This window comes from Pseudomonas sp. Z18(2022) (genome assembly GCF_036346535.1).
GTDB classification, from domain to species: Bacteria; Pseudomonadota; Gammaproteobacteria; order Pseudomonadales; family Pseudomonadaceae; genus Aquipseudomonas; species Aquipseudomonas yamanorum_A.
On record NZ_JAOTOA010000013.1, the window covers coordinates 12,187 to 25,652 of the forward strand.

Consider the following 13,466-nt stretch of genomic DNA (forward strand, 5'->3'; position numbering starts at 1 on the left):
GGGCTTGCCCGCGATGGCGGTCTATCAGCTAACGCGATTCAAATCGTTATTGCGCGTCTCTTTCAGGCACAACACAGCAATCAAGCTGATCACCGCTGCCGCCGACACATACCCGCCGACATAACTCAAACCGCCCATCGCCACCAGCTTGGTCGCGAAGAAGGGCGCCGCCGACGCACCCACGATCCCACCCAGGTTATACGCCGCCGAAGCGCCGGTATAACGCACGCGGGTCGGAAACAGTTCCGGCAACATCGCGCCCATCGGGGCAAACGTCACGCCCATCAAAAACAGCTCCAGCGCCAGGAACAGTGCCACGGCCCAGGTTGAACCGTGGGTCAGCAACGGTTCCATGGTGAAGCCGGAAAGGATGGTCAGGATCGCCCCCACAATCAGCACCGGCTTACGCCCGTAACGGTCGCTTGCCCACGCCGCCAGCGGGGTCGCCGCGCCCATGAACAGCACCGCGAAGCACAGCAACCCGAGGAAGGTTTCACGGCTGTAGCCCAGGGTGGACACGCCATAGCTCAGGGAAAACGCCGTGGTGATATAGAACAGCGCATAACACACCACCATCGACGCCGCGCCCAGCAGCACCGGCAGCCAATGCTGGCTGAACAGCTCCACCAGCGGCACCTTCACCGGCGCTTCTTTGGCCACCGCATTCGCGAACACCGGGGTTTCATGCAGTTTGAGCCGCGCATACAGGCCGACCATCACCAGCGCCGCGCTGAGGATGAATGGAATGCGCCAACCCCAGCTGCGGAACTGCTCGTCATTCAGGTTCATGGCCAGGATCAGGAACAACCCGTTGGCCGCCAGAAAGCCAATCGATGGCCCCAGTTGCGGAAACATGCCGAACCAGGCGCGCTTGCCCTTCGGCGCGTTCTCGGTGGCCAGCAACGCCGCGCCGCCCCATTCGCCGCCAAGCCCGAGGCCCTGGCCGAAACGCAGCACGCAGAGCAGGATCGGCGCCCAGGCCCCGATGCTGTCATAGCCGGGGAGCAAGCCGATCAGCGTGGTGCACACGCCCATCAGCAGCAAGGAGGCGACCAGCGTCGATTTACGGCCGATCCGGTCACCAAAGTGCCCGAACAGCGCCGAACCCAACGGCCGGGCGATAAACGCAATGCCGAAGGTCAGGAACGAGGCAAGCATCTGCGCCGTGCCGGAGGTTTGCGGGAAGAACACCGGGCCGATCACCAGTGCTGCGGCGGTCGCGTAGATATAGAAGTCGTAGAACTCGATGGCGGTGCCGATGATGCTCGCGGTGGCGACCCGGGCCGTCGAGTTGGTCGGGGCGGCGGTCGCTGCCTCGTTATAGGTGGTGCTCATGAAGGTATCCCTGACGGTCATTGCGCGTTTGGACGCGGATTATTATTGGTCGAACACCCATGGATCAGGGTTGTGCGCGGGGCGGCTCGGGATGGGAGCAAACACCGTTCAGACACGATAAGGCGGTGCCTGGACGCGCTCAGTGCGGGTAGCACGCGGTCGGGCGGGGCTTGGGTAAGCCGCCCCGATTATAGGAAGGGGTTTGTGGATCCAACAAGGGGCTTAAGCGGCGACCGGCACCGTGCTGGTGTGCCAGATCAGCACCTTGGCCACGCGGTTGTCCTCGGTCTCGAGGATTTCCAGGCGATAGCGGCCGATTTTCAGGCACACGGCGCAGTCCGGGATGGTTTCCAGCGCTTCGGTCACCAGGCCGTTGAGGGTCTTGGGGCCGTCGCTGGGCAGGTGCCAGCCGAGGGTTTTGTTCAAATCACGGATCGAGGCGGCGCCGTCGATCACGTAGCGGCCATCCAGTTGCGGCTGGATGTGGGGGTTGTCGAGGTGCTGCTCGCTTTCGAACTCACCGACGATTTCTTCAAGAATGTCTTCCAGGGTCACGATGCCCAGCACTTCGCCGTATTCGTCCACCACCATGCCCAGGCGACGCTGTTGCTTGTGGAAGTTCAGCAATTGCAGCTGCAGCGGCGTGCTTTCCGGGACGAAGTAGGGCTCGTGGCAGGCCGCCAGCAGCGCTTCCTTGGTCAGGCTGGCGTCCGGCAGCAGGTGGCGGATCTGCCGGGTATTGAGCACGGCTTCGACCTGGTTGATATCGCTGTGGAACACCGGCAACCGGGTGCGGGTAGAAACCCGCAGTTGCTCGATGATTTCCTCGATCGGGTCATCCAGGTTGATGCCGTCCACTTCACTGCGGGGCACCAGGATGTCATTCACGGTGATGTTGTCCAGGGCGTGGATGCCTGGCATGCCCGGCGCGCGGGTGTTGGGGATTTCGGCTTCCGGTTCGTCGTCCTGGTCCGGCTGTGGTTCGTCGCTCTTCTTGACCACGCCGGCCTTGCGGGCGAACGGGCGCAGCAGCACAAGGCTGATGCCGTTGAGCAGCCAGGCCAGCGGGTACAGAATTTTCAACGGCACGCTCAGCAGGGTGTTGCCAAACCCAAGGATGGTTTGCGGGTGGCGAGTGGCCAGGGCGCGCGGCAGATAGTCCGCCAGCACCAGTAGGACGGCACTGGAGATCACCCAGCCGAGCCACGGGCCGTTTTCTGCCCAGGCGTAGATCGCCAGCAACGTGCAGAGAATCACCACCACGGCACGGCACAGGGTGTTGCAAAGGATCAGGCTGTTGCGCGGGAAATTCAGGCGGGCGGCGGCTTTGTCACCCTGGCGGGTGCCGGGGCGCAGGGCCAGCAAATGTTGCTGGGCGGCTTCGATGGCGGTAAACAGCGCCGACCATAAAACCAGCAAGGCTACTACCGCAAGCATCGGCCCCAAGGGCAAGTTGTCCATGTCGGCTGCCCGTCAGATATGCAGGATGTATTCGCGAACCAGCTTGCTGCCGAAATAGGCCAGCATCAGCAGGCAGAAACCGGCCAGGGTCCAGCGGATCGCCTTGTGCCCGCGCCAGCCGAGGCGGTTGCGGCCCCACAGCAGCACGCTGAACACTACCCAGGCCAGGCACGCCAGCAGGGTTTTGTGCACCAGGTGCTGGGCGAACAGGTTCTCGACGAACAGCCAGCCGGAGATCAGAGACAGCGACAGCAGCGTCCAGCCGGCCCAGAGGAAGCCGAACAGCAGGCTTTCCATGGTTTGCAGCGGCGGGAAGTTCTTGATCAGCCCGGACGGGTGCTTGTGCTTGAGCTGGTGGTCTTGCAACAGCAGCAGCAAGGCCTGGAACACCGCGATGGTGAACATGCCGTAGGCGAGGATCGACAGCAGGATGTGGGCGAGGATGCCCGGCTCTTCGTCAATGACCTGCACGGTGCCGGTCGGGGTGAATTGCGCCAGCAGCACTGTCAGCACCCCAAGCGGGAACAACAGCACCAGCAGGTTCTCCACCGGGATCCGGTAGCAGGCCATCAGGGTCAGTGCGATCACGGCGGCGGCAATCAGGCTGGCGGCGCTGAAGAAATCCAGGCCCAGGCCCACCGGCGTCATCAAATGCGTGAACAGGCTGGCGGCGTGAGCCAGCAGGGCGAGAACGCCAAGGCCTACCAACAGGCGTTTGTCGGCCTTGGCGCCTTGGGCCAGACGAGTGCCCTGATAGAGGGTCGCAGCGGCATACAAGATGGCGGCGGCGAGGCTGGGTAGCAAACTGGGTGACAAAGGGAGCATAAATCCTGTTAAGCAGGCCCGAAAGGCGCTGAGTTTGGCATACACCCGCGTAACACGAAAGACTCTCAGGCCAGACAGCGGGTGTGCATGGCGACAGTCTTCGCTATAATCCGCGACCTGCCCACGCCGCAGGCTCGCCGAGCGCTGTTTTTAATAGCGATTTACCACAGCCTGGGCCGCCATTACCTCGGTCTAACATAGGGCCTGAAAGGATCGCGCATGTTTGAAAATCTGACTGACCGTCTCTCGCAGACGCTGCGCCATGTCACCGGCAAGGCCAAGCTGACCGAGGACAATATTAAAGACACCCTGCGTGAAGTGCGCATGGCGTTGCTGGAAGCCGACGTCGCCTTGCCGGTGGTGAAGGACTTCGTCAACTCGGTCAAAGAGCGCGCGGTGGGCACCGAAGTGTCCCGCAGCCTGACGCCGGGCCAGGCGTTTGTGAAGATCGTCCAGGCCGAACTCGAAAGCCTGATGGGCGCGGCCAACGAAGACCTGAACCTCAGCGCCGTACCGCCGGCCGTGGTGCTGATGGCCGGTCTGCAAGGTGCGGGTAAAACCACCACCGCAGGCAAACTGGCGCGCTTCCTTAAAGAGCGCAAGAAGAAGTCGGTGATGGTGGTGTCTGCGGACGTTTACCGTCCGGCCGCCATCAAGCAGCTGGAAATGCTCGCGGGTGAAGTGGGCGTGACCTTCTTCCCGTCCGACCTGAGCCAGAAGCCGGTCGACATTGCCCAGGCCGCTATTAAAGAAGCCAAGCTGAAATTCATCGACGTGGTCATCGTCGATACCGCCGGTCGCCTGCACATCGATGAAGAGATGATGGGCGAGATCAAGGCGCTGCATGCCGCGATCAACCCGGTAGAAACCCTGTTCGTGGTCGACGCCATGACCGGCCAGGATGCGGCCAACACCGCCAAGGCCTTTGGTGATGCGCTGCCGCTGACCGGTGTGATCCTGACCAAGGTCGACGGCGACGCCCGTGGCGGTGCCGCGCTGTCGGTGCGTGCGATTACCGGCAAGCCGATCAAGTTCATCGGTATGGGCGAGAAGAGCGAAGCGCTCGAGCCGTTCCACCCTGAGCGGATCGCCTCGCGTATCCTCGGCATGGGCGACGTGCTCAGCCTGATCGAGCAAGCGGAAGCGACCCTCGACAAGGACAAGGCCGACAAGCTGGCCAAAAAGCTGAAGAAGGGCAAGGGCTTCGACCTCGAAGACTTCCGCGACCAGCTGCAACAGATGAAGAACATGGGCGGCCTTGGCGGCCTGATGGACAAGCTGCCGAACATGGGTGGCGTGAACCTGGCGCAAATGGGCAATGCCCAGGGTGCGGCAGAGAAGCAATTCAAGCAGATGGAAGCCATCATCAATTCCATGACCCCGGCCGAGCGCCGCGACCCTGAGCTGATCAGCGGTTCGCGCAAGCGTCGGATCGCCATGGGTTCCGGCACCCAGGTGCAGGACATCGGTCGCTTGATCAAGCAGCACAAGCAGATGCAGAAGATGATGAAGAAATTCTCCGCAAAAGGCGGAATGGCCAAGATGATGCGCGGCATGGGCGGTATGTTGCCCGGCGGCGGCATGCCGAAAATGTAAAGAATTCGAGCGGGAGCTTTGCTCCTGCTCCGACCCGCAGGGATGCGGGATCTCCAGCAAACCCGCCATTGGCGGGAGCTGACTTGCCGTTTTAACCGACGGCTCTATAGCAGATCTGAATGGCACGCTGATAGGCGCCAGAAAAAGACATTTGCAAAAGTCCGGATATTCCTTAGAATATGCGGCCTTTCGGGCACCTATGCCCGCTGTGCATTTAGATTTGCAGCACCGACTACAGGAACGATGTTCACATGCTAACAATCCGTCTTGCCCTTGGCGGCTCCAAAAAGCGCCCGTTTTACCACTTGACCGTAACTGACAGCCGCAACCCACGTGACGGCTCTCACAAGGAACAAGTAGGCTTCTTCAACCCGATCGCTCGTGGTCAAGAAGTCCGTCTGTCCGTGAACCAAGAGCGCGTAGCCTACTGGCTGAGCGTTGGTGCACAACCTTCTGAGCGCGTTGCTCAGTTGTTGAAGGATGCATCTAAGGCTGCGGCCTGAGCAATATGAACGCGACGCCAGCGGTTGCTGATGATTTGATCGTTATCGGCAAGATTTACTCTGTTCATGGCGTTCGCGGCGAAGTGAAGGTGTATTCCTTTACTGATCCGACTGAAAACCTGTTGCAGTACAAGACCTGGACGCTCAAGCGCGAAGGTAGTGTGAAACAGGTAGAGCTGGTCAGTGGACGCGGGAGCGACAAGTTCCTGGTCGCAAAGCTCAAGGGTCTTGATGATCGTGAAGAAGCTCGTCTTCTGGCCGGTTATGAGATCTGCGTGCCACGCAACCTGTTCCCTGAATTGACCGACGGCGAGTACTACTGGTACCAGCTGGAAGGTCTGAAGGTTATTGATCAACTCGGGCAATTGCTCGGGAAAATCGATCATCTTCTGGAAACCGGCGCCAATGATGTAATGGTGGTCAAGCCTTGCGCTGGCAGCCTGGATGATCGCGAACGCCTGTTGCCCTATACCGAGCAATGCGTGTTGGCCGTCGACCTGGCAGCGGGCGAGATGAAGGTGGAATGGGACGCGGACTTCTAACGTGGCTAACCTGCGCGTTGAAGTGATCAGTTTGTTTCCCGAGATGTTTTCCGCCATCAGCGAGTACGGCATCACCAGTCGGGCGGTGAAACAGGGGCTCTTGCAGCTCACCTGTTGGAACCCGCGAGACTACACGACGGATCGACATCACACTGTGGACGATCGCCCATTTGGCGGTGGCCCGGGCATGGTGATGAAGATCAAGCCCCTGGAAGACGCGTTGGTTCAGGCCAAGGCAGCCGCCGGGGAGAAGGCGAAGGTAATTTACCTGTCCCCTCAAGGCCGTCAGCTGAATCAGTCGGCGGTACGCGAGTTGGCGAATCTGGAAGCATTAATCCTGATTGCCGGTCGCTATGAAGGCATTGACGAGCGTTTTATTGATGCTCATGTCGATGAAGAGTGGTCGATTGGGGACTATGTCCTGTCTGGCGGCGAGCTGCCGGCGATGGTCCTGATAGATGCGGTTACACGACTGCTGCCTGGAGCTTTAGGGCATGCGGACTCCGCGGAGGAAGATTCCTTCACGGATGGTTTGCTGGATTGCCCGCACTACACCCGACCGGAGGTGTATGCGGATCAGCGTGTTCCCGACGTATTGCTAAGTGGCAATCACGCACACATCCGGCGTTGGCGTTTACAGCAGTCCCTCGGGCGGACCTATGAACGACGCGCCGATCTTCTGGAAAGCCGCTCGCTTTCTGGAGAAGAGAAGAAGCTGCTCGAGGAATACATCCTCGCGCGGGACGATAGTTAACAACGTATCGATGGTAGGTCCGACGACTTACCTTAGGAGCACAGCATGACTAACAAAATCATCCTTGCACTCGAAGCAGAGCAGATGACCAAAGAGATCCCTACCTTTGCCCCGGGCGACACCATTGTCGTTCAGGTGAAAGTGAAGGAAGGCGACCGTTCGCGTCTGCAAGCGTTCGAAGGCGTGGTAATTGCCAAGCGTAACCGTGGTGTGAACAGTGCTTTCACTGTTCGTAAAATCTCCAACGGTGTTGGCGTAGAGCGTACTTTCCAGACCTACAGCCCGCAAATCGACAGCATGGCCGTTAAACGTCGCGGTGACGTACGTAAAGCCAAGCTGTACTACCTGCGTGACCTGTCCGGTAAAGCAGCTCGCATCAAGGAAAAACTGGCTTAAGTCCAGCTTCCCGATGCAGAAAAAAGCAGCCTACGGGCTGCTTTTTTGTTGCCTGAAATTTGTCTATTTCCCTGGTACCTGTTCATGACCACCCGCCTCGAAGAAATCCAGCGCCGTGCCGACCTGTCCGAGAAAAGGCCATCCAGGGTTTGCCGACTGATCCTGAATCGAGTCGCTTTTGTGGCGAGGGAGCTTGCTCCCGTTGGGCTGCGCAGCAGTCCTGAAACCTGCAATAGAAGTCTTTCTGTTGGACTTCAATGGTCAATCAGGGCCGCTTCGCGCCCCAGCGGGAGCAAGCTCCCTCGCCATAGATTATTTGCCCGCCTTCATTGATGTGTAGATGCCTGTGCTGCGATAGGATCTACCCGACATCGCCACCTTCCCAGCTTGAGCCCCCATGCCCGCCATCGATCACCCCCAGATAGACCGCTTCCTCGACGCTCTCTGGCTGGAAAAAGGCCTGTCGGACAACACCCGTCAGGCCTACCGCAGCGACCTGGCGTTGTTCAATGGCTGGCTGCAGGAGAAAAACCTGGAGCTGCTCAACGCCGGTCGTGAGCTGATCCTTGACCATTTGTCCTGGCGCCTGGAGCAGAACTACAAACCTCGCTCCACTGCGCGGTTTCTCTCGGGTGTACGTGGCTTTTATCGCTACCTGCTGCGGGAAAAGCTGATTGCCATCGACCCAACCCTGCAAATCGACATGCCGCAGCTGGGCCGGCCATTGCCCAAATCCCTGTCGGAAGCCGACGTCGAAGCCCTGTTGGCAGCACCCGACCTGAGCGAAGCCATCGGCCAGCGCGACCGCGCCATGCTGGAAGTGCTGTATGCCTGCGGCCTGCGCGTCACCGAGCTGATCAGCCTGACCCTGGAGCAGGTCAACCTGCGCCAGGGTGTGTTGCGGGTGATGGGCAAGGGCAGCAAGGAGCGCCTGGTGCCCATGGGGGAGGAGGCGATCGTGTGGATCGAGCGCTACATGCGTGACGCCCGCAGCGAGTTGCTCAACGGTCGCCCCAGCGATGTGCTGTTTCCCAGCCAGCGTGGCGAGCAGATGACCCGCCAGACCTTCTGGCATCGCATCAAGCACCAGGCCAAGGTTGCCGGCATCGGCAAGTCGCTGTCGCCCCACACCCTGCGCCATGCCTTCGCCACGCATTTGCTCAACCACGGTGCGGATTTGCGCGTGGTTCAAATGCTGCTGGGGCACAGCGACTTGTCCACCACCCAGATCTACACCCACGTCGCGCGCGCACGTTTGCAGGACATGCACGCCAAGCACCATCCCCGTGGATGAAAAACCCATCGGAAAAAGCCCAATTTCCCCGCGACTGGCTGCCCTGCGGCCCAACTGTGGTAGGCTTTGCCGGTTCGCAAAGGGGACGGCCCAAACCCGTGTTTGAAGATCGGTGTTCCTGCTCCCGTCCCTGCATCTGCCTTCAGGAGTTCCCATGCGCTTGACCCAGATTTTTGCCATCGCAGCCATTGCGTTGGTCTCAACCTTTGCCGTCGCCGACGACGCCGCCGAGAAGACTATCCGCAAGAGCCTGGAAGCCCTCCAGCTCGACACCCCGATAGAAAGCATCAATGCCAGCCCGATGGCCGGCCTTTATGAAGTCAAACTCAAGGGCAGCCGCGTGCTGTACGCCAGCGCCGATGGCCAGTACATCGTCCAGGGCTACCTGTTCCAGTTGAAAGATGGCAAGCCGGTGAACCTCACCGAGAAAGCCGAGCGCCTGGGCGTGTCCAAGCTGATCAACGGCATCCCGGTGGCTGAAACCGTGGTGTACCCGGCCATCGGCGAAACCAAGACCCACATCACCGTCTTCACCGACACCACCTGCCCGTACTGCCACAAGCTGCATGCCGAAGTGCCTGAGCTGAACAAGCTCGGTGTTGAGGTGCGCTACGTAGCGTTCCCGCGCCAGGGCCTGGGTTCTCCGGGTGACGAGCAGTTGCAGGCCGTCTGGTGTTCGGCCGACAAGAAAGCCGCCATGGACAAGATGGTCGATGGCAAGGAAATCAAGGCCGCCAAGTGCGCCAACCCGGTTTCCAAGCAGTTCGCCCTCGGCCAGTCGATTGGCGTGAACGGTACGCCGGCCATCGTTTTGGCTGATGGTCAGGTGATTCCGGGCTACCAGCCTGCGCCGCAAGTTGCCAAACTGGCACTGAACGCAAAGTAAGCACTATCGTCGAGCCTTGACGATCATGATTCGCCGACCATTCGGTGGGTCATTAATAGAGAGCCGCAGTTGTGCGGCTGTTTTCACGGCCGACCTTGAGTCGGCCGTTTCATGGGGAGTTCTTCAGTGAAACCGGTCAAAGTAGGCATCTGTGGGTTAGGGACCGTCGGTGGCGGCACCTTCAACGTACTTCAGCGTAACGCTGAAGAAATTTCCCGCCGTGCAGGGCGTGGGATTGAAGTGGCACAAATTGCCACGCGTACGCCAAAGCCTCAGTTCCAAACGACCGGTATTGCGATTACCAACGATGTCTTCGAAGTCGCCACCAACCCTGAAATCGATATCGTCATCGAACTGGTTGGCGGCTACACCGTGGCCCGCGAGCTGGTGCTCAAGGCCATCGAAAACGGCAAGCATGTGGTTACCGCCAACAAGGCGCTGATCGCCGTGCACGGTAACGAAATCTTCGCCAAGGCCCGCGAGAAGGGCGTGATCGTGGCGTTCGAAGCGGCCGTGGCCGGTGGCATCCCGGTGATCAAGGCGATCCGTGAAGGCCTGTCCGCCAACCGTATCAACTGGGTGGCCGGCATCATCAACGGCACCGGTAACTTCATCCTCACCGAAATGCGCGAGAAGGGTCGTACCTTCGAAGACGTGCTGGCCGAAGCCCAGGCACTGGGTTACGCCGAAGCTGATCCGACCTTCGACGTGGAAGGCATCGACGCGGCCCACAAGCTGACCATCCTGGCGTCCATCGCCTTTGGCATCCCGCTGCAGTTCGACAAGGCCTACACCGAAGGCATCACCAAACTGACCACGGCCGACGTGAACTACGCTGAGGCCCTGGGCTACCGCATCAAGCACCTCGGTGTGGCGCGCAGCACCCCGGCCGGCATCGAGCTGCGTGTGCACCCGACACTGATCCCGGCTGACCGCCTGATCGCCAACGTCAATGGCGTGATGAACGCCGTGATGGTCAATGGTGATGCTGCCGGTTCGACCCTGTTCTACGGCGCCGGCGCCGGCATGGAGCCTACGGCTTCGTCGGTGATCGCCGACCTGGTGGACGTGGTTCGCGCCATGACCAGCGACCCGGAAAACCGCGTACCGCACCTGGCCTTCCAGCCGGACTCGCTGTCGGCCCACCCGATCCTGCCGATCGAAGCCTGCGAAAGCGCCTACTACCTGCGCATCCAGGCCAAGGATCATCCGGGCGTGTTGGCCCAGGTGGCCAGCATCCTGTCGGAGCGCGGCATCAACATTGAATCGATCATGCAGAAGGAAGTCGAAGAACAAGACGGCCTGGTGCCCATGATCCTGCTGACCCACCGCGTGCTGGAACAGCACATCAACGATGCCATTGCCGCGCTTGAAGCGTTGCAGGGTGTGGTTGGGCCGGTGGTGCGGATTCGCGTCGAACACCTGAACTAATCGTTTTGCGGCAAGGGCCCCACACGTTCGGCGGCCCTTGTTCAAGCATGCTCTAGAGGAGCCAGTCATGCGTTATATCAGCACCCGCGGCCAGGCACCGGCCCTGAATTTCGAAGACGTTTTGCTGGCCGGTCTGGCCACTGACGGCGGCCTGTATGTGCCGGAAAACCTGCCACGCTTCACCCAGGAAGAAATCGCCTCCTGGGCCGGCCTGCCGTATCACGAGCTGGCATTCCGGGTCATGCGCCCGTTCGTCACTGGCAGCATCCCGGATGCCGACTTCAAGAAGATCCTGGAAGAAACCTACGGAGTGTTTTCCCACAGCGCCATCGCGCCGTTGCGCCAGCTGAACGGTAACGAATGGGTGCTGGAGCTGTTCCACGGCCCGACCCTGGCGTTCAAGGATTTCGCCCTGCAACTGCTGGGTCGCCTGCTCGATTACGTGCTGGAAAAGCGCGGCGAGCGCGTGGTGATCATCGGCGCCACCTCCGGTGATACCGGCTCGGCGGCGATCGAAGGTTGCAAGCACTGCGAAAACGTCGACATCTTCATCCTGCACCCGCATAACCGTGTGTCGGAAGTGCAGCGCCGGCAGATGACCACCATCTTCGGCGAGAACATCCACAACATCGCCATCGAAGGCAACTTCGATGACTGCCAGGAAATGGTCAAGGCCAGCTTCGCCGACCAGAGCTTCCTCAAGGGCACGCGCCTGGTAGCGGTGAACTCGATCAACTGGGCGCGGATCATGGCCCAGATCGTCTACTACTTCCACGCAGCCCTGCAGCTGGGCGGCCCGGCGCGTTCGGTGTCGTTCTCGGTGCCAACCGGCAACTTCGGCGACATCTTCGCCGGTTACCTGGCGCGCAACATGGGCCTGCCGATCAACCAGTTGATCGTCGCCACCAACCGCAACGACATCCTGCACCGCTTCATGAGCGGCAACCAGTACGTCAAGGAAACCCTGCACGCCACGCTGTCGCCGTCGATGGACATCATGGTCTCGTCGAACTTCGAACGCCTGCTGTTCGACATGCACGGTCGCAATGGCGCGGCACTGGCCGGCCTGATGGACAGTTTCAAGCAAGGTGGCGGCTTCAGCGTCGAGCAAGAGCGCTGGACCGAAACCCGCAAGCTGTTTGATTCCCTGGCCGTGGACGACGCAGAAACCTGCGAGACCATCGCCGAAGTCTACGCCCAGACCGGCGAGCTGCTGGACCCGCACACCGCCATTGGCGTCAAGGCCGCGCGCGAATGCCGTCGCAGCCTGGACATCCCAATGGTGATTCTCGGCACTGCGCACCCGGTCAAATTCCCGGAAGCGGTGGAGAAGGCCGGTGTTGGCAAGGCGCTGGAATTGCCACCGCACCTCACCGACCTGTTTGAGCGTGAAGAGCGTTGCACAGTGTTGGCCAATGACCTGAAAGCTGTGCAGGCGTTTGTCAGCCAGCACGGGAATCGTGGCAAGCCGTTGTAAAGAACGCGCTGCGCTTCGGCGCACACAAAAACGCCGCTTTCCTATCCTTGGGTCAGCGGCGTTTTTCGTTTCTTGAAGGCCTGGCGGTTATAGGAACAGTTTGATTGCCATTGCTGTGATCGAGGAAATTGTCGCAACAACAGCCATTGCGACGCCCATGGGGTACCAGAAGTTTTCACGGGTTATCTTATGGGTTTCCGCGTTCAGCTTGCGTTGTTCGGCGTAGATCCGTGATATTTCAGCATAGATGCGTGATACATCAGCGTGCATTTTCTCTATCGTTGCCTGTTGTTCGTTCTGTTCCAACATCGTCTTTATCCTTCGCAATAAGGGCCCTTCGACATGCACTTTTGCCTGCAGGGCAAAGTGGTCAGCGCTCATCGAGTATAGGATTCACCTCTCGCAGCAGCGCCAAAACAGCGACCCATTGAGTAAGCAGTTATGTGCCGCCGTTTTCTGGTTGTCATGTTGCAAGCGCATGCTGGTCACGTCATCCCCGGCAACCCTTGAAAGACGAAAAAGCGAACTTTCCTACGACGCAAATAGTCACTTAGGATAGATGCAGCTCCCGTTTACACGATTGTTCCCGAACTATTGAGTGGTGATCGAGATGGAAAGTATCAGCCTATTGCTCGGTGAAGCACTGAGCCCTTACCAGGTCACGCTGACCACCTCGGGTGTGCAGGGCGAATGCCTGGTAACCGTAAAGAATCCTGCGGGTGCCATCGTGGTCGAGCGTGAAGTCGACCAGGCGCAATTGACCGACAAGCGTGCGTTAGTGGATGTGGTGGACTGTCTGCACCGCGACCTGATGATTGCCGAAGGACGCCTGGAGCCCTCGGTCATGGCGGCTCTGCGCAACGCGGCCCTGACCCGGCCGATTGCCTGCGCATGAAGATTTATTTTTGTTGGGAACCTTCCTACGGCAAGGCGAGTCAGATTTTGTAACAGCGAGATCAAGCATTG

General features: G+C 59.9%; 14 protein-coding genes. 10 read left to right on the forward strand and 4 right to left on the reverse strand.

The window, feature by feature from the left end:
- Nucleotides 1-24: 24 nt before the first annotated feature.
- The 3 genes from V3W39_RS22575 to V3W39_RS22585 all read right to left on the reverse strand — a co-directional run bounded on the left by V3W39_RS22575 (nt 25) and on the right by V3W39_RS22585 (nt 3,621).
- Nucleotides 25-1,335 carry an MFS transporter gene (locus tag V3W39_RS22575; RefSeq protein WP_177046983.1) on the reverse strand — a complete coding sequence of 437 codons (1,311 nt, stop codon included), beginning with the start codon at nt 1,333-1,335 and terminating at the stop codon, nt 25-27.
- Between the two features lie 222 nt (nt 1,336-1,557).
- Nucleotides 1,558-2,796, reverse strand: a complete 1,239-nt coding sequence (locus tag V3W39_RS22580) for a transporter associated domain-containing protein (protein ID WP_330213367.1) — start codon at nt 2,794-2,796, stop codon at nt 1,558-1,560.
- A 12-nt stretch (nt 2,797-2,808) separates the two neighbouring features.
- A complete protein-coding gene (locus tag V3W39_RS22585; protein WP_026078135.1) occupies nt 2,809-3,621 on the reverse strand; it encodes a cytochrome C assembly family protein in 813 nt (270 codons plus the stop codon).
- A 219-nt stretch (nt 3,622-3,840) separates the two neighbouring features.
- On the opposite strand from V3W39_RS22585, the gene ffh reads away from it, so the two are divergent.
- From ffh to thrC, 9 genes are all read left to right on the forward strand, one after another.
- Nucleotides 3,841-5,217 (forward strand): signal recognition particle protein, encoded by a 1,377-nt coding sequence (ffh, locus tag V3W39_RS22590; protein ID WP_177046972.1) that lies wholly within the window; start codon nt 3,841-3,843, stop codon nt 5,215-5,217.
- Between the two features lie 251 nt (nt 5,218-5,468).
- The gene (rpsP, locus tag V3W39_RS22595) at nt 5,469-5,720 is read left to right on the forward strand and encodes a 30S ribosomal protein S16 (protein ID WP_003209587.1); all 252 of its coding nucleotides are present in this window, start codon (nt 5,469-5,471) and stop codon (nt 5,718-5,720) included.
- Nucleotides 5,721-5,725: 5 nt separating this feature from the next.
- A complete protein-coding gene (rimM, locus tag V3W39_RS22600) occupies nt 5,726-6,262 on the forward strand; it encodes a ribosome maturation factor RimM (RefSeq protein WP_003175898.1) in 537 nt (178 codons plus the stop codon).
- A gap of 43 nt (nt 6,263-6,305) precedes the next feature.
- Entirely contained in the window at nt 6,306-7,016 is a 711-nt protein-coding gene (gene trmD, locus V3W39_RS22605) for a tRNA (guanosine(37)-N1)-methyltransferase TrmD (RefSeq protein WP_237151084.1), read from the forward strand.
- 45 nt (nt 7,017-7,061) lie between these two features.
- Nucleotides 7,062-7,412 (forward strand): 50S ribosomal protein L19, encoded by a 351-nt coding sequence (gene rplS, locus V3W39_RS22610; RefSeq protein ID WP_003175895.1) that lies wholly within the window; start codon nt 7,062-7,064, stop codon nt 7,410-7,412.
- A 397-nt stretch (nt 7,413-7,809) separates the two neighbouring features.
- On the forward strand, nt 7,810-8,706 hold the full coding sequence (gene xerD, locus V3W39_RS22615; protein ID WP_010176826.1) for a site-specific tyrosine recombinase XerD: 897 nt from the start codon (nt 7,810-7,812) through the stop codon (nt 8,704-8,706).
- A 154-nt stretch (nt 8,707-8,860) separates the two neighbouring features.
- The gene (gene dsbC, locus V3W39_RS22620) at nt 8,861-9,592 is read left to right on the forward strand and encodes a bifunctional protein-disulfide isomerase/oxidoreductase DsbC (RefSeq protein ID WP_003209582.1); all 732 of its coding nucleotides are present in this window, start codon (nt 8,861-8,863) and stop codon (nt 9,590-9,592) included.
- 126 nt (nt 9,593-9,718) lie between these two features.
- Nucleotides 9,719-11,023: a homoserine dehydrogenase gene (locus V3W39_RS22625; RefSeq protein WP_003209580.1), complete on the forward strand. Its 1,305-nt coding sequence runs from the start codon at nt 9,719-9,721 to the stop codon at nt 11,021-11,023.
- Between the two features lie 67 nt (nt 11,024-11,090).
- Nucleotides 11,091-12,500, forward strand: coding sequence for a threonine synthase (gene thrC, locus V3W39_RS22630; protein ID WP_330213368.1), 1,410 nt, complete (start codon nt 11,091-11,093; stop codon nt 12,498-12,500).
- Nucleotides 12,501-12,587: 87 nt separating this feature from the next.
- Here thrC and V3W39_RS22635 read toward each other — a convergent pair whose 3' ends face one another.
- Entirely contained in the window at nt 12,588-12,809 is a 222-nt protein-coding gene (locus V3W39_RS22635; RefSeq protein WP_177046954.1) for a hypothetical protein, read from the reverse strand.
- A gap of 301 nt (nt 12,810-13,110) precedes the next feature.
- Between V3W39_RS22635 and V3W39_RS22640 the strand changes: the two genes are divergently transcribed.
- Nucleotides 13,111-13,395: a DUF3509 domain-containing protein gene (locus V3W39_RS22640; protein WP_003209570.1), complete on the forward strand. Its 285-nt coding sequence runs from the start codon at nt 13,111-13,113 to the stop codon at nt 13,393-13,395.
- Nucleotides 13,396-13,466 lie beyond the last annotated feature (71 nt).